Below are 21,749 nucleotides of genomic sequence, written 5' to 3' on the forward strand. Positions count from 1 at the left end.
TTAGGAGGCGGTTGTTTTTTAGATCCGAATGGCTACGTTAACCATCATCCCTCTACCATGAGGAAGAGGGGTTAGGAGTGCGGTAATTTTATGATGGGCAATTAGACACACTGGCGATCGCTTGATTTGCCAATCAATGGAAGTGGAAGTGGAAGTGAATAATCCCGTACTTCCCACTTACCCATCCCCTATTTCTCTGATCAGGGCGATTTTCATCGCCTGCACCTAAGGAATGGTAGTGTTTGCTCATCAAATTATATGGTGAGAGGATAGTCAATGGCTAACTCTCAAGTTGCTCATCTGCACTTTATGCTAGGCGTCAAATTCACTGATTTGAATAAAACTTCTACATAAACACACACTGATGCAGTTTGATTTGCTTGAATAGCTATATTGATAAGACATTGATCCGACGGCAATTCACAATTCCTGATTATGGCAAGTAAATTCATTGATGTTAGGGAATATACTGTCAGGGCGCACAAAAGACAGATTCATACTCGTGTTTTCCAGTTTGTCTGTAAAGAGTGTAACGATCTGACAAAACGCGAGACTTTCGGACCTCGACCTTTATATTGTGAGAGATGTCGCCCTCCCCAACCGCCTAAGAAATCCCAACCAACATCTCACAAAGCAAAACCCAGACCAATGTCTTACAAAAGTGACATCAACTTAAATTGATTGAAGCCTTATGACTCAAAATGGACAATTAGAACCACCTCCGGGCACCTTTGTTTCACCACTGTTGGAATTACGAGACTATTATGCTCGCCTTACAGAAGAGTATGAACGCCTTTTTGTGCAAGCGCGATCGCAGCTCGATCATGTAGAAGCGTTGTTGTCTAACTGGTCTTTTTCTGATACAAACAAGCAGATATCAAGTCTGACTACAGCTGATGAAACCTCAAATTTTTCTCAACAAGGCTCTTTGCGGTTTTTATCACCTCTTGATGACATCGACGAAATCAACTTGGTGGAGTCTGTATCAGAACTCGCAGACTCAGATAAGGTTGAGATAGATAATTCTTTTTCTGCTGTTGATACAAAAGAGAGTCAATCTTCAACTACATCGCCAGATCCAAAGATCGCCCTAGAGAACAACGATAGTTCAACGAAGGTGGCGGAAATCCCCATGCTACCCCAGTATGATCACGCTCTCTCGCGAATGGAAGCCATAAAACAGCTATTGCAAGAGCAGATAGGCACTGTCTGTCATATTGATTTTATCGTGCGATCGCTTTATGGAGAGTTGGATTCCAATCTATTCAAAGTAGTTAAAGGTAGGGTTCAATCTTCCCTCACCCAAGGCAGAGAAAGGAATTACTGGGTAACTATTCCCGATGAACCAGGTTGTTATACTCTGGATTTAAGTTTGGTAGCCCCAAGTAACCGCAATGGTGTTTCTAGGAGCATCAAAAACAAAAATAAGAAGCCTTTCCTACCCTCGATAAAAACAGTACCGATGCTCAAAACCTTTGAGGGTCAATTCCTAATTGATGCCCTCACCTCTCTGTTAGAACAAAATCCAGGTAAAGTTTTCAGCGTTGCTGAAGTCATTGCCGGAATTTATGGAGAACTAGATTCTCAGCAACTTAGAGAGATCAAAAATAAGGTGCTGAATGAATTATCTAGAGGCTATCGGACAGGCAGATTTTCTAGGGTTCCTAACCAAATTGGCTTCTATACTTGGGACTCCAATCTGATATTGGAGGCTAGTTCTCGCTAAATTGGCATTGGGCAATTCAATTTTAGATTTTGGATTGACGATAGCGGAGCGTAAAGCCTGCGGCATGGCTTCGCTCGTTAGCGAGTCCGCGTACCCCTTCTCCTTCTCCTGACGGAGAGGCTGCGCCAACAAAGACGCTAGCGCGAACGGGGATCTTGCTAGCAAGAGCGTCTTTTGGATTAAATTTTAATCTAAAATCCAAAATCTAAAATCTAAAATTCTTACTCCCCACTCCCCTATCCCAAAAACAGCTTGTATGCCGGATTCTTGTTTTCATCCCAATAGCGATAGCCCAGGTTATCGAGAAAAGCTTGCCACTCTTTCATCTCGTGGGGGGGAACCTGGATACCAACAACGATTCGTCCGTAGTCTGCCCCGTTGTTGCGGTAGTGAAAAAGACTAATATTCCAGTTGGGACTGGTGGAAGTAACAAACTTCATCAATGCGCCGGGACGTTCGGGAAACTCAAAACGGTAGAGCAATTCATTGTGAGCCAGGGGAGAGTGCCCACCCACCATGTGCCGCAGATGTAATTTAGTTAGTTCGTCGTCTGTTAAATCAAGGGTTTCAAATCCTTGAGCTTCAAAGTTTTCTACCATCTTTGCAGCATCGGCCCGGTTTTGAATTTGCACACCGACAAAAATGTGGGCTGTTTTTTCATCGGCAATGCGATAATTAAACTCAGTAAGATTACGATTGCCAATACATTCACAAAACCGACGAATACTTCCCCGTTCCTCAGGAATTGTGACTGCAAAGATAGCTTCGCGGCGTTCGCCCAACTCTGCCCGTTCTGCCACAAAGCGGAGGCGATCAAAATTCATGTTTGCACCGCAGGCTACAGCAATTAAGGTTTGTCCTTCGATTTGTTCTCGTTCTGCGTAGGCTTTGGCAGCTGCGATCGCTAATGCACCGGCTGGTTCTAGAATGGATCGCGTATCCTCGAACACGTCTTTAATTGCAGCACAAGTTTTGTCTGTATCCACCAGAATGATTTCATCTACATACTGCTGACATAAACGGAAGGTTTCTTCACCTACTTCCCGCACCGCCACGCCATCAGCAAATAAGCCGACTTGGGACAAGCGCACCCGATGTCCGGCTTTGAGCGATTGAGACATCGCATCAGCATCTACTGGTTCAACGCCAATAATCTTGATTTCCGGACGCAACCGTTTCACATAAGCCCCAATCCCAGAAATTAATCCGCCCCCTCCAATCGCGACAAAAATTGCATGGATGGGTTGCTGATATTGCCGTAAAATTTCCATCCCGATTGTTCCCTGTCCAGCAATTACATGCGGATCATCGAAAGGATGAATAAAGGTCAACCCTTTTTCTACTTCTAATTCACGGGCATAGCTATAAGCATCGTCGTAGGTATTTCCATGTAACACGACTGCTCCGCCCCTCATTCTAACCGCATCCACCTTGACTTGGGGTGTGGTTATTGGCATGACGATAATCGCTCTGGTTCCTAAGCGCTGGGCTGCAAGGGCAACCCCTTGAGCATGGTTCCCCGCAGACGCTGCGATTACACCCTGCGCCAATATATCTGGTGGCAGTTGCACCATTTTATTGTAAGCACCCCGCAGTTTAAAGGAAAATACTGACTGCATATCCTCACGTTTCAGCAGGAGTTGATTATTCAGCCGTGCAGACAAATTTGGGGCATACTCAAGTGGTGTTTCCTGGGCAACATCGTACACACGGGCAGTCAGAATTTGGATGAGGTAGTCGCAATACATGGGTGTCAAGGTGTTAGCAAATGTCAGATGGAAATTAATTTTACGTTACAAGCGATCGCACTGGTTTTAATTCACCGATTGCATCTTGGATGGATTATAGAGAGAGACTCAACTATGTAAATTTTTAAAACAAAATAGGCAACGTTGCACAAGTATTAGAAGGTTCTCCTGATTTGCTTGATAATCATGCTACTCGCGCGTTACTGCTATATGCCTGATAATTAATAAGGCAATCTACAGAGAGCAAAGATGCAGACTCTCCAACAACTCTCCCTGCCAAGCATGGGCTGCGGGACTTGGGCCTGGGGCAACCAACTGCTTTGGGGATATAACGAAAGTATGGATGACCAGTTGCAAGCCGTCTTTAACCTTTGTGTAAACAACGCTGTGACTTTATTTGATACAGGTGATTCTTACGGAACTGGGAGATTGAATGGTCGCAGTGAGTTACTCCTGGGACGATTCAACCGAGAATATGTAGGTTCAGGTAAAGAAAATATTTGTATTGCTACTAAGCTTGCTGCTTACCCATGGAGATGGACACGTCAGTCAATGGTAAAAGCTTGCAAATCATCTGCCCAACGCCTGGGAAGAAACGTAGATTTGGTACAGATGCACTGGTCTACAGCAAACTATGCTCCTTGGCAAGAGGGAGGGCTGTTAGATGGTCTTGGCGATTTGTATGAGCAAGGACTGGTTAAGGGAGTGGGACTATCTAATTATGGGCCTAAGCGGCTTAAGCAGGTACAGAAAAAGTTTGCTGAACGAGGCGTTCCTATTACTACTGTGCAAGTTCAATACTCTTTGTTGTCTACATATCCTGTCACTCAACTAAAGCTCAAAGACCTTTGTGATGAGTTGGGAATCAAATTGATTGCCTACAGCCCTCTAGCTTTGGGACTACTGACAGGAAAATACTCTGAGCAAGGCCCTTTGCCCAAAGGCATCCGAGGTCTGCTGTTTAGGCAGATATTACCAGGAATGCGATCGCTTTTGGCATGTTTACAAGAGGTGGCACAGTCTAGAAATAAAACTATGTCACAGGTAGCAATTAATTGGTGCATCTGTAAAGGAACCATTCCCATCCCTGGAGCAAAGAGTGTGGAACAGGCAAGGGAGAATATTGGTGCATTGGGTTGGGAATTAGACGGCAATGAGATTGCAGAGTTGGATAGGGCGGCGATGAATGCAGACAAAAAAATGGTACAAAATATCTTTCAAACTAAGTGAAATTTGGCGTTGCTGAATTTGAATATAAATCATTGCAAAAACCTGGTTTAAGTTGAAATAATATAAATTACTATTTTTCACTTAAAATACATCCCCTCCAGGTGTACTCATTAGAGAGCAAAAGCCAAGTCACTTTCAATTAACTTGGCACCTGTTAGGTTAGCCCCACTCAAATTGCAGAAGTTAAAATTTGCCCCTCTTAGGTCTGCTAATGTTAGATTAGCTCCTCTTAGGTCTGCATCTGTGAGGTTAACTTCAGTTAAGTTAGCGCTACTTAGGTTAGCCCCCCTTAGTGAAGCTTGTTGCAGGTCTGCCTTGGTTAGGTTTGTCCTCATTAGGTATGCCTTACTCAGGTCGGCTCGACTTAAATTAGCTTCACTTAGGTCTGCTGCCGTTAAATCAGCTTTACTTAGATTGGCTTGACTTAAGTCTGCCCAACTCAACTTTGCATAACTTAGGTTAATTTCACTCAGCTTTACTGATGCAAGTACTGCACATCTCAAATTAGCATTAATAAAATTTCTTTCTCCCATTGCATAACGGCGTAAAAGTTCATCAGTTGTTACTCTGTCTAAAACAGCTTTTGATGCGCCTTGATAACACCATGTAGCTTCTAATAGTTTGGCCGCAGTATTAACAGCTACCTCATCACATTTAGCTATTATCACACCATTACAGCCATCCCATTGACCGTTAAGTATAAAGGCAATCTCATTAGCGGCAGCAATTGAGTCAAATAGTAAAATAGATTCCTTGTGCCGTTTTAACCAGCTATTCCAACCAATCGAGATAATCTTTTTCATTTTTATAAGTTTTGGCACGTTAAGTGACGATTACGGCTCTAACTTCCAGATATTAATAAACTCTGTTTATTCAAGGCTAGTTCCAGCAACACAAAAGGCTGGACTTCGTTTTTCAAGACTGCCTCTTTTATGCGCCAGTTTATGACAGGGCGCTGCACAAAGACCTACAACACTGATGCAGCCCATTATACAGCGCTCTGTCACAAAGGAGTTACAATCGGCTTAAGTACAAATGCAAGAACTAAGTTCTAAACAGTTGAGTCTGAGCGTTCTATTTGCTGCCGAATGGTATCAATAGAAGCATTAACACCAGCCAGTTTGGACTCTAAGTCATCTCGCATCCAAATCAAGAATTTTAATTTCCGCTCTAAGCCAGCTTTGCGCGAAATGGGTTCGCTTCCATAACAGGGATTACCCCAAAAAGGAAACATAGTTTACCTCTGTATTTAGCTTTTGTAACAGTGCAATGTATTGCACTACTACACTACATTATGACTAATCACAATCAGACTGGTGTGTGTAACAACCGACCTAAATTGGACGTGCTTAACGAACTTTGCTAAAAGTTATCTATTGAACTAGCAGAGGTATTTGACCATACTGCTATCAACTCTTTGCATTCCTGCGTTAAGAAAAAGTTGAAGTGACGGCAGCACTTCAAATGAACACAGAAAGATTCTGCCAATTTGGCATTACAAGTCTCTGTTTTACAGTTTAAATGAGATATCAAGAGAACGGGATAGCCCAAAGGTTACACGAGGAATAGTTTACCCTATGCCTCAGTCGCTTCACAAATCGCCAGTTGTTGACCCAACGCTGTAGAATCACTTCTCAGGCAACTTACAGCGCTCGGTCATCGCTTCTCTACAACTGGCTAGTAATGTACTAGAAAACACATAGCAATTGAGCAGTAGATAGACTGCTTAGATTTGGCAGACATCCCTGCTAGCATGTTTCCTTACTTGAATCAAGAGGATGAAGGGCGATGCCTACGGCGGTAAACTGGGAACCCTGTTATATAATAATTGCGTTCCTCACTGCCATGAAATTATTAAATTTCCTCAAATCCAAACTAGCTATTACAGCTTTAGCTATTGCAGTAAACATCACTGCCGTTGTCATTGATGTCCATTCTTCCAGTTCAAATCCTCCCATTAGCAAGAGTAGAATTACTCAGTTGCAATCACATATTCAACTTGTTCACACACTGACTGGCCATAAAAAAGTGACTTTTGGTGTTCCAGCAGTTGTGATTAGCCCGGATGGGCAAACCCTGATTAGTGGAGGTAGAGATGATACTATTAAATTCTGGAATCTCCGGACTGGAAAATTACTGCGTAGTTTAGATGCTCACTCAGATGGTGTTACTTCAATTGCTATTAGTCCAGATGGCAAGCGGATTGTAAGTGGTGGAATAACCACCCCAACAATGAAGGTTTGGGATTTACGCACTCTATTAATGCTTAACATCGAAAGTGGACATACGCTGCCAGTAGAAACCGTTGCTATTAGTTCAAATGGTAGATTGATTGTTAGTGGCAGTGATGATCACACAATCAAGCTTTGGGATTTACACACGCTTCAATTGCTTAATACCATTGTTGCACACTCAGATTATGTGAGTAAGGTTACAATTAGCCCTGATACGCAAACCCTTGTTAGTACTGGAGGTGGCGATGACAATACAATTAGGCTAGTTGATCTGCGAACTAAAAAAACGCGCCATGTTCTCAAAGGACATAAAACTGGAGTTGATGCTATTGCCATTACTCCAGATAGCAAAAAGCTCGTCACTGGCAGTTTTGGTCAATTAGTTTCTCGAAATCGTGCAATTAGCACCCTAAAGTTATGGAATATTCAAACTGGAAAACTATTGCATGAGTTTCCTGACAATTTTAGTTCAGTTGAATCTCTTACCATCAGCCCCGATGGAAAAATTCTGATTTGCGGCAATTTTGATGGCAGTATTAAACTGTGGAGCTTAGAGACTTTAAAATTGTTACACACCTTCCAGGATGGTTCTAGTTCCGTTTTAGGGCTTGCTCTTAGTCCAGATGGTAAAACCCTCGCGAGTAGCAATGAGGATAGTACTATTCATATTTGGCAAATTAACTAATTAACTAATATCAATTCGCTATGTAGAAATGAGGTTTTCCAGAAACCGGAAAAAGTCAGATTACCTACAGATGGAAATTTAAAAGATAAGTATGGGGAATTGAATATAGCGATAGCTCAGATTTTTAATGAATTATTTCTGCTCAAGAGAAATACTTTGTTTCAGAGGAATGGTAATCACAAACTCACTGCCACTTCCTAATTTTGAGACACATTGCAATGAACCGTGATGCTTCTCAGTTACAATCTGATAACTAATTGCTAGCCCCATACCTGTCCCTACACCAACAGGTTTAGTTGTAAAGAAAGGGTCAAATATGCGATGTTCAAAATCTTCTGATATTCCAGATCCATTATCAGCAATCCGAATCGTCAGGTGATCGCCATTAATAACTTCTGTACGAATTGTGATTGAGGGAGTGAATATTTTCTGATTTTTTGCTGCTTCCTCTAATGCATCAATACTATTGATAAGAATATTCATAAATACCTGATTTATTTGTGCAGCATAGCATTCTATCAATGGGAGATTGCCATATTCTTTGATGACTTGAATATCAGGGCTATTAGGCTTAGTCTGAAGCCGATATCCTAGTATCATTAGGGTGCTATCAATACCCTCATGGATATTAACTTTTTTCATTTCAGCTTCGTCTAAACGGGAGAACATTCGTAAAGAAAGCACAATTTTCTGAATGCGTTCTGCTCCGAATTCCATAGATTGTAGAAGTTTAGGCAAGTCATTGATCAAAAAATCCAGTTCGTTAGCTTCGACTTCAGCCTGTACTTCCGGTACAGGATTGGGGTAATATTCTTGGTAGCGTTGCAAGAGCTTTAGTAGGTTTTTAATATATTCGTTGGCATGAATGAGGTTGGCAGAGATAAAGTTAACTGGATTGTTAATTTCATGTGCCACACCTGCAACTAACTGCCCTAAACTGGACATTTTTTCAGACTGGACAAGTTGTGTTTGAACTTGTTGTAACTCTGTTAGCGTTTGTTGAAGTTTAGTTTCTGCTTGTCTGCGATCGCTAATTTCTTTAAGCAAATTAATTTGGGTATTTCTCAGTTCTAAGTGAACATTCACACGAGCCAAAACTTCTTCGACCTGAATGGGTTTGGTAATATAGTCTACGGCTCCTAATTGTAATGCTTTGACTTTATGCTCTACCTCAGAAAGAGCAGTCATAAATACTATAGGAATACTTTTAGTGGCTTCATTTGCTTTTAAATAACGACAGGTTTCAAATCCATCAATTCCAGGCATCATTACATCTAATAAAATTAAATCAGGCTGAATAAGTGGTAGCTTTTCTAGTGCCATTTCACCGCTTTTAACGACTGAGACTTTGAAACCATACTCATGCAAAATATAAAATAAAACCCGGCTATTATTTGGGTTATTATCAACAATTAGAATGGAATTCTTAATAAAATTTACCATGTTTTAATTAGTTGGAATATGTGCTTGTAAGAGGTGAGCGATCGCTTCAATCTCAAACTCGTCAGTTAAGGTTAATATCTGCTCAACAAAGGGGATATACTTGGGATCTAACTGTTTAATCCGGTGAATCTCTGCCTGAATATCTCCAATATCGCATCGTTGAGCGGCTTCATATAGCGTCATGAGTTCGGATATTTGAGGTATAACGATTTCAGTTACGACAGGAGCAAGCTTCCTAGTCAATTCACTTTCATTATGATAAATCCATGTCAATTGTAATTGAGTTTGTAATTGCCTAAGTAACTCATCTGCTTGTATAGGTTTTGGGAGAAAATCATTGCAACCAACATCCAAAGCTTTTTGCCGATTAATATCAAAAACACTAGCCGAAGAAGCAATAATTACCACATTTTGCAACTCAAATAATTGGCGTAAGTGTTTAGTCATTGTCAACCCATCCATAACAGGCATTCTCAAGTCAGTGATTATCAAATCTGGCTGAATTTCAGTTGCTTTTTCTAATCCTTCTTGACCATTGCTGGCTTCAAAAACCTCAAAGCCAATTGGTTCAAGCAAATTAATCACAATAGAGCGATTTTCCCAAAGAGCATCCACAGTTAATATATTTATTTTCTTACCTTTAAAGCCAATGACCTTATTCTGTAAAGCAATACTATGGGTTTGTATCCATTCTTCAGCTTCAGATAATTTCACCTCAAACCAGAAAGTACTACCACTTTCTTTTCCTTTTTGACTTTTTACCTTTATTTTGCTATCCATCATAGCAATAACTTTTTGGCTAATAGTTAACCCTAATCCCGTACCTTGTGCTTGTTTTTCAATATTACCCACTTGCTCAAATGGTAAGAAGATTTTATCTAATTTTTCAGGGGCAATACCTACACCTGTATCTTCAATCTGAAAGCGAATTTTGTAACTTTTTAATTGTGTGAAACCCTTTGTTAATGTCTCTTGACTAATAACATCTACTTTAAAAGTCACTCCACCGCTATCTGTAAACTTGATGGCGTTACCCAACAGATTAATTAAAACCTGTCGGAGACGTTTTTCATCAGCACAGATAGCGCTGGGAAGTTGAGTGCTTGGCTGATATAAGAATAAAATTCCCTTCTGTTCAGCTCGGATGCAGCAAATTTCAACTACACCTTGAAGAAAGGTCAGAAAATGAAAATCTTGGGGGTAGAGTTCCATTTTTCCGGCTTCGATTTTCGACAGATCGAGGATATCATTAATTAAGGTTAGTAAATGGGAACCACACTGGTGAATAACCTCAACACCTTTGCGTTCCTTGTGAGTTAAGGCTGAAGAGAGTTGCAGGATTTGGGCATAACCCAGGATACCGTTGAGGGGTGTACGCAACTCATGACTCATGTTTGCCAGGAATTCGCTTTTAGCTTGATTGGCGCTGTCAGCCAGAAGTTTTGCAGCTATGAGTTCAGTGGTGCGTTGTTGGACTCGTTGCTCTAATTCATCATTTGCTTTTTGGAGGTTGGCTGCGGCTTTTCTATTTTCGTTAACAATCGCAGATAGAACGAAGGTGGTGAGAGCGATCGCACCAATAAAGGATTGCAATAGCACCAGAGACTCTGTTATCGACTTCCTCGCAAATGAGCCAAAATCATGAGCTGTTCCATAAACTGCGATCGCTGACATAATCACTACCAGCAGTGTTGATTCCGTCGCTTTGAACCGAAAAGCCGACCAGAGCAAAGGGAGAATCATCATATACTCCACAGGATATCCACCCCAAAATGCTATCTGACTAATGACAATTAAGGAGAGCAGAATGAGTGCAAACTCTACAACTCGTCGGGGGTGAAGTCGTCTTTGTTGCTGTTCTACAAACCATGCTAGTACGGCGGGTGTGACGATGAATAGACCGATAAAGTTTGCTGTCAACCACGACCGCCAAACATCTCCATAAACATTCCAAGGAGAGTAGCCACCAACACAGAGAAGGATTACGGAAAGGGTGGAGGTGACTAACTGAGTGGGTATGAGCAACAGGACAAATTTGAAAACATCCTGCGCTCTCTCTAGCACATTACGACGCTTGATAAAGCGATTGTTCAGCCAAGTAATGACTAATGGATCAATCAGAGCTACAACAGCTAAACTGCCACTAATCCAAATGTTTTGATAGAAAAGTAAATAATTGCCGATGAATTCACTTAAGAGGATGGCTGGCCAGATCCGATATCCCAATAGCCGAACAGTAGCCAAATAAACGCCTATTGAGGGACAGATTCCTAATGTGCCATCTTGGAAATACAGCGATCGCGATAAGTTGGCAAGACAGAAGTTAATTACAGGAAGAATCAATATAGCTATTAGTATTGTCCGATCCAAGATGAATGGAAATTTTATTGTCTTTACACTCTGTTGCATTCCTTTTGTCAGGTAGATATCCTGGTTAGCTGGCAAACTTCAGCAGATGCGATGCTAAATTTAGCAATAACCTGATGTGAAAAGGTTCCTCATCCACAGTTCCGGCTTTGGGTTTGGAAGAACACTGCCTTTCAAGGCATCACCAAATAATTTAGTAACACCTGATATTGAGATAGTTCCCAGAAATTCTCCTCAAATAACAATACCTTCGCCAAAAACCAATACAGTTCAGTTAAGGATAATTGTAGGTTGGGTTGAACGTTCGCTCAACCCAACAAATGCCTGTCTAGGTTGGGTTACCCTGCGGGAAGCCCCTTTGGGTCTACGTTCCTCAAACGCCACTTGTAAGGCTGATTGGGAAACCGCTTGGGCGCAGTTTCCCCAACCTACGCAATATATTTTTTGTGGCTCTAACCCAAGCGGATTGTGCCAAAAACGACGTAGGCATAATTCGTGAATTGTGCCTACCAAGAATTTTAGGGAACGCATAATTAATTACAACAGATGTCTAATAAGCAAAAAGGTATATTACTTTCTCAAAATGCCTGATTGCTTTCTGATTTCGGTAGATTTAGCAAGTAAAAAGGCATATTGCTTTCTCAAAATGCTTGATTGCTTTCTGATTTCGGTAGATTTAGCAAGCAAAAAGACATATTGCTTTCTCAAAATGCTTGATTGCTTTCTGATTTCGGTAGATTCAGCAAGTAAAAAGGCATATTGCTTTCTCAAAATGCTTAATTGCTTTCTCATTTCGGTATATCACGTATTCATTTCAGTAAATTCAGTAAGCAAAAAGGTATATTGCTTTCTCAAAATACTTGATTGCTTACTAATTTCGGTAGATTTAGCAAGCAAAAAGGCATATTACTTTCTCAAAAGCTTGATTGCTTACTAATTTCGGTATATTGCACATTCATGACAATGATCGCTATGTAACAAAAACCATTGCAGAATTGCCGGAGTTCTCTCAAGCGGATCAATACGGAAGTTTTTTAAAGTAAAGAATATTAACCGTACTGGATTACAAGGTTCAGATCATGACTCGGAGAAAAAGAACCTCTCAGGTGTTAAAAAAAGCAGCGCGTCGTGCAGCTGGTATTAACTCAATTGATCCGAATTTAAATGTAGGCAATGGACTCACCCTACCGGCATTCTCAACCCTAATTGAGACGATGCGAACTAGAGAGCATTTATACAACACTGCTCTTTCCAACCTTGATAAGATGTACCATGATATGCTCCAAACAGAGCGCGAGTTGGCAGATATGGCAGAGCATATGCTGTTGGGAGTTGCTACTCAATATGGTAAAAGCAGTGTGGAGTACGGCATGGCGGGAGGTGTTCCTAAGAACCAGCGCCACAAGGGACTGCGAGGCGAGTCACCAGTTCACAGTTCACAGCAACCCTCATTCATTGCCAGTGTGAACGGCAGCGGCAGCAAAAATGGCAACAAAGCAGCTACGACAAGTTAGCTTGAGCATTTTTCTTTTGAGAATGCCTATAGACTGAGGCTTGATCAAAAATTATTCTGACTTATTGTCATTCATTACCGATGCCATTGCACTTATGAACAGGTCATGAGTGTTACAGGCTAGTACTTATTTGGGAATACTTTTATAGGAGTGATCAGAAAGGCGATCGCGCTAATACTTTCAAATTAAATCTACTATATCACCTTACAATCACTCATATTTTACAAAAAATATTGTATTAATACTCACTAATATACTAGGAGTAAGCAAGATGGGATTCATTGAAGATATTACCAAGTTGTCTGAACAAGTGCGTAAGCGGGCTGACCAAGTTGTTGGTGAAGAAGCTACTAAGATGGCACTGATTGTTCCTTTTTTGAGTGCTCTTGGCTACGATGTCTATGACCCTAGTGAAGTAATGCCGGAATACGTGGCAGATTTTGCTATTAAAAAAGCAGGGCAGTTTGAAAAGGTAGATTACGCCTTAGCTATTAACAATAATATAGTTATGCTTGTAGAGGCAAAAGCCCGTGGTCAAAAAGCTGAAGCACATGATGGGCAACTGAGCCGCTATTTTAATGGACTTTTGACAACAAAAATAGCTATCGTCACTAATGGGGTTGAGTACCGTTTCTTTACAGACTTGCTTGATAAAAATGTCATGGACAAGGAGCCATTTTTTAGTTTTAACATCCTGGAATATGATATCAAAGATGTTGATAACCTCAAATTTTTTCACCGTGATAATTTCGATGTTACAGCTATTACCAACTATGCTGAGGAAATGGTTTATGTAAAAGGCATGACTCAGCTGCTAGGAAATCTTTTACGTTCTCCTTCTGAAGAATTTGTTCGCTTCTTAGTGGCTGAACTTGGTACAGTTGCTCCTAGTTATGAAATTAAAGGTCGAATGACTGGTAGAGTTATTGAGAAATTTAAACCAATTGTTAAAAAGTCGATTCAGGGAAGTTTAGTAGAGTTAATGACTCGCTCACTTAGCCAAGAAATAACTCAGCCTGTTGAAGTTGAAGTAGAACAAGAGATTGAAGAAGAGGATAAACAACAGGAATCTCAAGAATCGACGAAAATAGTAACAACTGCTGAAGAAATCGAAGCTTTTGAAAAAATTAAAGCAATCACGCAAACTTCAAGGAGTTACAACTTTGAACTCCAATACAAGGATACTGTTTCATACTTTGGTATCAAGCTTGTTGGCAAAACTACCTGGTGGTTTCTGAGACTATATCTATCTTCGCAGAAAAAAAGTTTTATTACTCGCTTAAGTGTAGATGAAGTAAAGTCTCTAGCTTCAAATTTTGAAGTGCAGGAAGTAACAGCTTCTGTGGGGGATGCCACATCGAGAGTAATTATTTCCTCTGTCAGTGATTTCGATAAGTTGACATCACTGATTCTCAGATGTTACGAGGCAGAAGCAGCCAAGCATCAAACATTCACCCCAGATGTAATCAGAATGGAAAAATCAGCTTAACTCGGTGTAATTGCTTTTACTAGCAGCATTAGTTACATCGGCCATCACTGTACAAGAAAACTACTACCATCAACTGGGACTAAGAGATAGAATTCTTAACTTCCCGTTGATGATCGCAGTGGTGCTAACACTGTTATGGCCAGATGTGGCGGAAGTTACAGAATTGACAAGAATGTTAGTCTTGATTGGGCCAACAACAGTACTATACCCGGCATCCTCCGACATCATCAGCCAGCATCAGGTCATGCGCTGGTTAGTTACTCGTCATCCCAGTTATCATCTTATACATATTCAAAAAAGGGCATTTTTAGACAGGCTATATGAGTTGATTTTAATTATGCTCCTGAATTGTAGGCTTGATTGAGTTTGGTGGCTGACTCTTCTAATAAGCGTTGTTCATCAGCATTTCTTGGTAACACCAGTTGGCGCTCAATACCTATTGAGCTAATGATACATGGAAGTCCAAGAACAATATCACTGTCAATTCCATAGTTAGAATCTGCTCTCACCGATACTGGAAATATTTGCTTTTCATCTTGCAGGATGGAATCAACTAACTGACAAACTACCGTTGATATACCATAGCTAGTATTTCCTTTACGTTCAGAAATACTATAGCCTCGCTTACGCGTTAACTCTGTGTACTCTTGCTGAATTTGTTCCAGTTTTTCTCCTTGTGGTATGGGAAATTCAGTTAACGGAATTCCCCCAATGAATGCATTAGACCAAACAACAAATTCACTGTCTCCATGCTCTCCAATTACATATACATGAACGTCTTGAATAGCAACGCTCAGTCGCTTACCAAGTTGATATCTCAGTCTAGCAGTATCAAGAACAGTTCCCGAACCGAAAATTAGATTTTCTGCTCTGGTGGAACTGGCGATCGCAATCCGCGTTAGTATATCCACTGGATTGCTAACGATAAGTACGATTGAATTCGGTGCAACTCGATCCAATTCTTTCATCGTCGAACGCATAATCTCTGCATTGTCGTTCAACGTATCTAATCGGGTCTGTCCTTGTTTTTGCTGCACCCCAACAGTCACGACAATAATATCAGAATCCGCTAAATCTTCATACTGATTTGATGGTATAATCTCCATCTCTTGAAGTAGGGGAATGCTGTCTCCAATATCCCATGCTTGCCCCTCAGCTTTTGATAAGGTTCGGTCAAAAAGGACGACTGTAACACATTTACGGAGTAGCACTAAAGCATTTGCTACGTTTGCACCCACATTCCCCGCACCAATAATACCGACCTTGGATGTTTTGCTACTCATGTTATATCTACCTTTTTTGTAATTGAACCTAACTCGGTGTAATTGCTTTTACTAGCAATTCAAAGGTTGAAACTTTTCCTCCATGCCTCTGAATTTACCATCTGTGTCTACCTATTTTTCACACTAGCCAAGTAAATCCTGTGAACGTTTACAATAAAAGCGTCTAAATAATATTACAGAGGTAAATTGATGGCAAGTGAATTTGATGGCAAAGTCGCAATTGTTACGGGTGGGAGTTCGGGAATTGGTAAGGCGACGGCGATCGCTTTTGGCAAAGCAGGCGCAAAAGTCGTCGTTGCGGCTCGTCGAGACTCTGAAGGTGAAGAAACGGTGAATCTAATTAAACAAGCTGGGAGTGAAGCCTTGTTTGTTAAAACAGATGTCGCCCAAGTATCTCAGGTGGAAGCACTTGTGAGCAAGACGGTAGAAACCTACGGTCGCCTAGATTTTGCATTCAACAATGCTGGTATTAATGGTGGGAACGCTCCTCTCCACGAACAATCGCTTGAACAGTTCGATCAACTTATGGCAATCAATGTACGCGGATTATTCCTGTGCATGAAGTATGAAATTGCCCAAATGCTTCGGACTGGAGGAGGCGTAATTGTCAACAATTCTTCGGTAGGTGGACTCGTAGCCGTCCCCCGCCTTGGACCATATAATGCAAGCAAGCACGCTGTTATGGGTTTAACAAAGTCAGCAGCCCTTGATTATGCTAAATTGGGTATCCGAATTAATGCTGTAAATCCTGGCTTAATTGATACAGATATGACGAGCCGTTTCGCAGAGACAATGGGTGATGCTGAAACTGCAAGTCAACAGTTGGCAACAATGGTTCCAATGGGACGAATGGGCAAAGCTGAAGAAATAGCTTCGACTATAGTTTTCTTATGTTCAGAAGCTGCTTCCTACATAACTGGTCAGTCTCTGGTTGTAGATGGCGGTTATATAGCCACGTGAGTAGTCGTTTATCAAGTCAAGAAGTAGAGTTAATGATTCACTCACTACTCCAGTAATAAATCAGCCTGTTGAACCTAAAACAGAACAAAAGATTGAAGAAGAGGATAAACAACAAGAATCTTAAAAAACTACATAATATACGAACTTAAGGGACTTCCAGTTAAAAAAACATCCCATCCCTGCGGGACGCTCCGCGAACGTAGGGGCGCAAGGCCAAGACCCCCTACAAATGTACAAATAATTTTGGATAATTTATTTTTTGTCAGTCCCTAACCGCCTAGACCTATTGACGAGTAGTACCCCTTATGGTATTGATTTTGACAAAAAAAAGTGGCTCTGCAATCAGCAGAACCACTAAAGCTTTCGCAAACCTGTTATAACTTAACGAACTGCCCCTTGAGCAGAAACAGTATCAATTGGCTTCATCAGGTACAGCCGCAATAACTGCCAGCCATTGGAGATGTAAAGCGGCAGTTTCTGGAAGAATTGCAGGAATTTGGGAGTGTTAGAATTAGCGATCGCACTCAGCTTCTGATTATTGCTTATACAAGTATCCAACCGCTGATAAAACTCTGGATTCTCTACATCCAGCATCAGCGGGAACACCCTACCTGCGTTTTCGTTAGTCTTCTGAATAACATGGATGTCGTATTCTCGCGCATCCAGTCCAAGGGTGGCATAAAAGTCCTTGCGTTGGATGTCATTGAGATACATTGTCGCAAACACCGACAACAGGAAGAACCGACTCCACAGCCGTGCTTTCCAATCATTCAATATTTGCGGCTGGGATTTCATGATCGCATCGAAGAAATCGCCGTGACGGTTTTCATCTTGACACCAGTTCTCAAAGAACCGGAAGATTGGATAAATCCTGTCTTCGGGATGTGCTTCTAAGTGGCGATAAATGGTGATATAGCGCCAATAACCAATCTTTTCAGAAAGATAAGTGGCGTAAAAGATGAATTTTGGCTTAAAGAAGGTATAATTGCGGCTCTTAGTCAAAAACCCTAAATCTAGGGACAGATTAAAGTCCGACATAGCTTTGTTCAAAAAGCCAGCGTGACGTGCTTCATCCCGTGACATCAGATTAAAACACTCTGCCAAGACGGGGCTTTTGCCTTTCAAGCGACGACCGAGTTCTTTATACAGCAAAAAGCCAGAAAACTCTGCCGTACATGAACGTTCTAAAAATTCAACGAACAACTGGCGAGTCTCCCCATCAATATGATCCCAGGATTGTTCAAACTCGGCATCCCGAACAAAGTGATGGCGGTTGTAGTCAGTGCGAAACTCTTCGAGAATGGCTCTTAACTCGTCTTCGTTAACGGAGATGTCCATCCGCGCCATTTCATCAAAATCGGTAGTATAAAACCGAGGTGTTAACAGGGTTTCTTTTGCCGGGACTTTAATCCCTGGCCGGATTTCTTCAAAGCCTGGTTTTTTGAGGGAATCTACCATGTCTTGATTGCTCTTTCGTCTTTATTATCTTAAGTAGACCTTTCGGGCGAGGCTACGCACAGTCGCTACCGCTACGCTAACGGCAGTTCCTCATGGGGAAACCCCCTTTGAGCGACTGCCTCACCAAAAAGCCAAGGGTAAAGCTCTGGCAAGGCGTAACAGCCCACAATAATCCAATTGTATAAAGTTCAGTTTACCAAGGTGCGGGTTAGAAACTATTAAGTAAAACATTAAGAGTTGCAACAATAGATTCAATGTTTGCGGAATCAAAAATCGCAGATTAGTAGTCAAATAAACGTAGTTCAGTGATCAGCATTGTTTTGATCAAGTAGAGTAGTACGCTCCTCTGTCTTCTCAAAGCACTGCTATCTCAGTAATATTCGGTAGTTTTTACTACAATAAATTAATGCGGTTTGATCAATACGTTGAGCATCTTCAAATTAACAATCTATGACTAGCATAATTACTTAAAAATACTAAATAGTATAGTTATATATTGCACCTTTATCAATAACTTTAGGTTGGACGCTGCCCACAACCTCAAATCAGAGTTGGAGTAAACAGCAGTGCCTACCTACGAATAATTGCCAGGTACAAAATGTAAGTCTAACTGTTTATACTTGGTATAAAAGCTATCTTAAATAACAAAAGCAAATCCAAAGAGTTGAAAACAAGATGAATCTTGAAAACAATCAGCAAAAAGACCGACTTCTTGTCTCTTACATCTTGTGTGCAGTCGGATTTTTCGGGGTGGGAGGGCTGCACCGTTTCTACAATGGCAAGATCGGGACTGGGTTGTTGTGGCTGGTGACCGGTGGTGTGTTTGGTATAGGGCAGGTCGTGGATTTGTTCATCATGCCCGGTATGGTTGACGAATACGAACACAAGCTGAGACTAAAAGCGGGTGTATCTCCCTTAGGTGTGCCGTTAAATCAAGCAGTGGTTGCCTCTCAAGTTCACCGCCCAACAGGCAACCAACTCATGATGAAACTGATCGAAGCGGCGGAAAGCAAGGGTGGTATTTTAACTGTCACTCAAGGGGTAAAGTTCACCGGAGCTAGCTTTGCCGAAGTGGAAGCTACTCTCAATGAGATGTACAAATCAGGTTATGTGAAAATTGATAACGACCCCAATACTGGAGCCGTTATCTACCATTTCCATGAACTTTAAACAACTGTCATTAGTCATTTGTTTTTGTTAAAAACCAAAGACTAATGACTAATAACCAATGACTAATTTATACCTAACCACTTTTGACCGTCTAAGCGTTGAACTAAGCCAAATACCAATAAATCGAGTGTAATTCTGCGCTCATCGATTAAGAATGACTCAAGAGTGCTAGGTTTTTTGCCTTCATTACAGGAAAATCCCTTTTTCCCTTGAATATCTTCTTCGGGGAAATACAGGTTAAACTGACGCCGACCCGTTTCTTTCCAACTGCCGATAATTTGCCAGCATTCTTCGGCGGATTCAAAGCCAGTGATTGGCACCTTCTGCTTGGCAAAAGACACCTGTAAATCTTGCACGCCTTGTTGAGCGATCGCTTTTTGTAAAGCTGGCAAGTAATCTTGCTCGATGAACTCTACAAATGGCTTATCTTCAACAGCTGGGGCTTTTTCCTTTTTGGCGGCTTTAGCTGCGGCGGCTGGTTTTTCTCCTGCTGCTGCGGCTTTTTCTCCTGTTGCTGCGGCTTTAGCTGCGGCTGCGGGTTTTTCTCGCTTGGGTGGTACAGCAGCTGGTTTAGCAGCATTGGGATTATCTTCGGGGTTTGCGGCTTTAGGATCTGGCGCGTTGGCAGTAGGAATATCTGTGGCTTCGGGTGAGTCTGTACTAGGAGCGTGTTCTTCAGCTACACTGGGAGCTTGCTTGTCAACAGTGCTGGGAGCTACTTCTCCCGCTTGATTGTGATTGGTTTCGTCTGCCATTGCTCAGGTCAATCCTTTAATCTAGCTTTGGGAGCGATCGCTCACCTTGAGGTATCGGGTATTTTCATTTTGACATAATAGTACCGCAAGGCAATAATAACTGTACAGATTAAAAATAACGCAAAGGCTTAGGACATAAGCTTTTTTCTTTTCTGTCCCCTGTCCCTTCAATTTTGGATTTGCGGTTTTAGATTGTTCAACAATACGATGTTTTGCATCCTGTGTAGAGATGTGTTTATACCGTAGCTTTAAAAGAGAGATTTTAAGAGCTAACTTTTTAAGGGGTTGGGGAGTCTCTTCTACGTAAGGGATTTCTAAGAAATAAATTATCCAAATAAACGAACCACAGAGACAAGGCAGCGCGGTCTTGGGGGTTTCCCCCATGAGCGACTGCCGCGCAGAGAACACAGAGAAGAGAAGTAAAGAGGATTTTTGCGTCAGTTTTGGAATATTTTTTTATTTGGAAGTCCCTAAGTCTTATTCAATCTAAAATCCAAAATCTAAAATTCTTCTGCCTCCTTCAAATCCCCTTGAATCCCATACCAGTTTCTACCTGTTGCTGTGTTTGAGTAGAACTTACCTTACCAGACGCAATGCTAGAAGTTTGACGCCAAATACCAACTTGGCTTAAGAATAGACCTACTAAAATTAAGCTACCGCCAATATATTGAGGTCGGGTAGGAGCTTCACCTAAAATTAAATAGGCTGCGAGAATGCCCACAATTGGGCTAAATGAGCTAACTAAGGAAGCCATAGATACAGTGGAAGTTTTCAAGCCTTTAATCCAAAAAGACTGACCTATTACCACAATCAACCCACCATAGAGAAACATCCATTGCCACAAGAACGGTGAGAGGACATTAGTAAAATGATCGCTGCCATAGACGACTAAAGCAATGAGGAAAAAGATTAGGGTTCCTAGTGCAGTCCGAAAGATGCTATAGATTCCAAGCGGGATCTGCCAAAGGTGTTTCTTACCAATAATCGTAGAAGCGGCTATAGCCACAGATCCTGCTGCTGCCAAAAGTTCCCCTATACCTAAACTGAAACCTCCCATGTTCATCATGCCTTCTGTTGGGGGCTGAAGGATGATAGTTAGGATAACACCGACAAAGGCTGCGATCGCTCCGATAAATTCCCAAATATTTACCCGTTCCCTCAATAACCAGACTGATAAAGCCAGAGTTAGAGGCGGTTCCAAACGTCCCACCAAGATGACATTGTTCACTCCTGTGAGTGCAAATGCCTGGAAAATTAAGCCAGGGGCCAACGCACCCGATAAAATAGCTACTGTTGTTAAACTGACCCAATCCTGACTTGAGAGTTGCTTCAAAGTAGCTTTGTTCCACTGTCGCCCATAGATTAGGATCAGAAGTATCAAGGCGCAAAGGTTTCCCACAAATAAAACATTACAAAAAGAAATCGGATTGCGATCGCCTATGAAATGTTCAGCACCAATTTCTGTTAGCTTCCGGGTAACTGCGCCTGATGCTGCAAAAATTAGCATTGCTAGCCAGAGATATGTTTGTCCCGAAATTCTATGAATTAGGCGATGTGGTCTTTTGGGTCTAGTCACAATAACACTACTGCAATGAAAGCATTGCTGATTATATTAAGTTGCCGTCATTCAGTTCGGAATGAGGTTTTGTTGAGAAAATACTTAAATTCTACTGTGACTTGGAGTAAC

At 41.5% G+C, this 21,749-nt stretch carries 20 protein-coding genes and 1 pseudogene; 9 read left to right on the plus strand and 12 right to left on the minus strand.

The genetic code is table 11. The features are described from left to right. Positions 1–18: 18 nt before the first annotated feature. Positions 19–177, minus strand: a complete 159-nt coding sequence (locus tag V7K46_RS08145; RefSeq protein ID WP_335112042.1) for a hypothetical protein — start codon at positions 175–177, stop codon at positions 19–21. A gap of 258 nt (positions 178–435) precedes the next feature. Here V7K46_RS08145 and V7K46_RS08150 point away from each other — a divergent pair, with 258 nt between their 5' ends. After that, a complete protein-coding gene (locus tag V7K46_RS08150) occupies positions 436–681 on the plus strand; it encodes a hypothetical protein (protein ID WP_273767526.1) in 246 nt (81 codons plus the stop codon). Positions 682–691: 10 nt separating this feature from the next. Next, a complete protein-coding gene (locus V7K46_RS08155) occupies positions 692–1,726 on the plus strand; it encodes a hypothetical protein (protein WP_335112043.1) in 1,035 nt (344 codons plus the stop codon). A gap of 236 nt (positions 1,727–1,962) precedes the next feature. On the opposite strand, the gene ilvA is transcribed toward V7K46_RS08155, so the two are convergent. Further along, positions 1,963–3,474, minus strand: a complete 1,512-nt coding sequence (ilvA, locus tag V7K46_RS08160; protein ID WP_335112044.1) for a threonine ammonia-lyase, biosynthetic — start codon at positions 3,472–3,474, stop codon at positions 1,963–1,965. A gap of 249 nt (positions 3,475–3,723) precedes the next feature. Here ilvA and V7K46_RS08165 point away from each other — a divergent pair, with 249 nt between their 5' ends. After that, positions 3,724–4,704 (plus strand): aldo/keto reductase, encoded by a 981-nt coding sequence (locus tag V7K46_RS08165; RefSeq protein WP_335112045.1) that lies wholly within the window; start codon positions 3,724–3,726, stop codon positions 4,702–4,704. 110 nt (positions 4,705–4,814) lie between these two features. Here V7K46_RS08165 and V7K46_RS08170 read toward each other — a convergent pair whose 3' ends face one another. Together V7K46_RS08170 and V7K46_RS08175 are read right to left on the minus strand one after the other, a co-directional pair. Beyond that, positions 4,815–5,507: a pentapeptide repeat-containing protein gene (locus V7K46_RS08170; RefSeq protein WP_335112046.1), complete on the minus strand. Its 693-nt coding sequence runs from the start codon at positions 5,505–5,507 to the stop codon at positions 4,815–4,817. Between the two features lie 248 nt (positions 5,508–5,755). After that, a complete protein-coding gene (locus V7K46_RS08175; protein ID WP_273767515.1) occupies positions 5,756–5,938 on the minus strand; it encodes a hypothetical protein in 183 nt (60 codons plus the stop codon). Positions 5,939–6,492: 554 nt separating this feature from the next. Between V7K46_RS08175 and V7K46_RS08180 the strand changes: the two genes are divergently transcribed. Continuing rightward, positions 6,493–7,623: a WD40 repeat domain-containing protein gene (locus tag V7K46_RS08180; protein ID WP_335112047.1), complete on the plus strand. Its 1,131-nt coding sequence runs from the start codon at positions 6,493–6,495 to the stop codon at positions 7,621–7,623. 132 nt (positions 7,624–7,755) lie between these two features. Here V7K46_RS08180 and V7K46_RS08185 read toward each other — a convergent pair whose 3' ends face one another. From V7K46_RS08185 to V7K46_RS08195, 3 genes are all read right to left on the minus strand, one after another. Then, positions 7,756–9,066, minus strand: a complete 1,311-nt coding sequence (locus V7K46_RS08185; RefSeq protein ID WP_335112048.1) for a sensor histidine kinase — start codon at positions 9,064–9,066, stop codon at positions 7,756–7,758. Positions 9,067–9,069: 3 nt separating this feature from the next. Next, positions 9,070–11,475, minus strand: a complete 2,406-nt coding sequence (locus V7K46_RS08190; protein WP_335112049.1) for an MASE1 domain-containing protein — start codon at positions 11,473–11,475, stop codon at positions 9,070–9,072. A 228-nt stretch (positions 11,476–11,703) separates the two neighbouring features. After that, on the minus strand, positions 11,704–11,964 hold the full coding sequence (locus tag V7K46_RS08195) for a hypothetical protein (protein ID WP_335112050.1): 261 nt from the start codon (positions 11,962–11,964) through the stop codon (positions 11,704–11,706). A gap of 548 nt (positions 11,965–12,512) precedes the next feature. On the opposite strand from V7K46_RS08195, the gene V7K46_RS08200 reads away from it, so the two are divergent. From V7K46_RS08200 to V7K46_RS08210, 3 genes and pseudogenes are all read left to right on the plus strand, one after another. Then, positions 12,513–12,947: a hypothetical protein gene (locus V7K46_RS08200; RefSeq protein WP_335112051.1), complete on the plus strand. Its 435-nt coding sequence runs from the start codon at positions 12,513–12,515 to the stop codon at positions 12,945–12,947. Between the two features lie 271 nt (positions 12,948–13,218). After that, positions 13,219–14,436: a type I restriction endonuclease gene (locus tag V7K46_RS08205; RefSeq protein WP_335112052.1), complete on the plus strand. Its 1,218-nt coding sequence runs from the start codon at positions 13,219–13,221 to the stop codon at positions 14,434–14,436. Between the two features lie 10 nt (positions 14,437–14,446). Then, positions 14,447–14,626: pseudogene (locus V7K46_RS08210) on the plus strand (IS4 family transposase); the annotation flags it as partial. Positions 14,627–14,771: 145 nt separating this feature from the next. Here V7K46_RS08210 and V7K46_RS08215 read toward each other — a convergent pair. Then, complete coding sequence (locus V7K46_RS08215; RefSeq protein ID WP_335112053.1) at positions 14,772–15,719, minus strand: L-lactate dehydrogenase; 948 nt, start codon at positions 15,717–15,719, stop codon at positions 14,772–14,774. 189 nt (positions 15,720–15,908) lie between these two features. Here V7K46_RS08215 and V7K46_RS08220 point away from each other — a divergent pair, with 189 nt between their 5' ends. Beyond that, positions 15,909–16,679, plus strand: coding sequence for an SDR family oxidoreductase (locus V7K46_RS08220; RefSeq protein ID WP_335112054.1), 771 nt, complete (start codon positions 15,909–15,911; stop codon positions 16,677–16,679). Positions 16,680–17,060: 381 nt separating this feature from the next. On the opposite strand, the gene acsF is transcribed toward V7K46_RS08220, so the two are convergent. Beyond that, positions 17,061–18,137 carry a magnesium-protoporphyrin IX monomethyl ester (oxidative) cyclase gene (gene acsF, locus V7K46_RS08225; protein WP_335112055.1) on the minus strand — a complete coding sequence of 359 codons (1,077 nt, stop codon included), beginning with the start codon at positions 18,135–18,137 and terminating at the stop codon, positions 17,061–17,063. A 675-nt stretch (positions 18,138–18,812) separates the two neighbouring features. Between acsF and V7K46_RS08230 the strand changes: the two genes are divergently transcribed. Further along, entirely contained in the window at positions 18,813–19,307 is a 495-nt protein-coding gene (locus V7K46_RS08230) for a TM2 domain-containing protein (protein ID WP_335112056.1), read from the plus strand. A gap of 62 nt (positions 19,308–19,369) precedes the next feature. Here V7K46_RS08230 and V7K46_RS08235 read toward each other — a convergent pair whose 3' ends face one another. The 3 genes from V7K46_RS08235 to V7K46_RS08245 all read right to left on the minus strand — a co-directional run bounded on the left by V7K46_RS08235 (position 19,370) and on the right by V7K46_RS08245 (position 21,638). Next, positions 19,370–20,062, minus strand: a complete 693-nt coding sequence (locus tag V7K46_RS08235) for a DUF2996 domain-containing protein (protein WP_335112057.1) — start codon at positions 20,060–20,062, stop codon at positions 19,370–19,372. 21 nt (positions 20,063–20,083) lie between these two features. Then, positions 20,084–20,446, minus strand: a complete 363-nt coding sequence (locus V7K46_RS08240; RefSeq protein WP_335112058.1) for a hypothetical protein — start codon at positions 20,444–20,446, stop codon at positions 20,084–20,086. 136 nt (positions 20,447–20,582) lie between these two features. Continuing rightward, a complete protein-coding gene (locus V7K46_RS08245) occupies positions 20,583–21,638 on the minus strand; it encodes a DMT family transporter (RefSeq protein ID WP_335112059.1) in 1,056 nt (351 codons plus the stop codon). Positions 21,639–21,749: the final 111 nt, after the last annotated feature.

The sequence above is a fragment of the Nostoc sp. genome (genome assembly GCF_036917395.1).
Taxonomy (GTDB): Bacteria; Cyanobacteriota; Cyanobacteriia; order Cyanobacteriales; family Nostocaceae; genus Nostoc.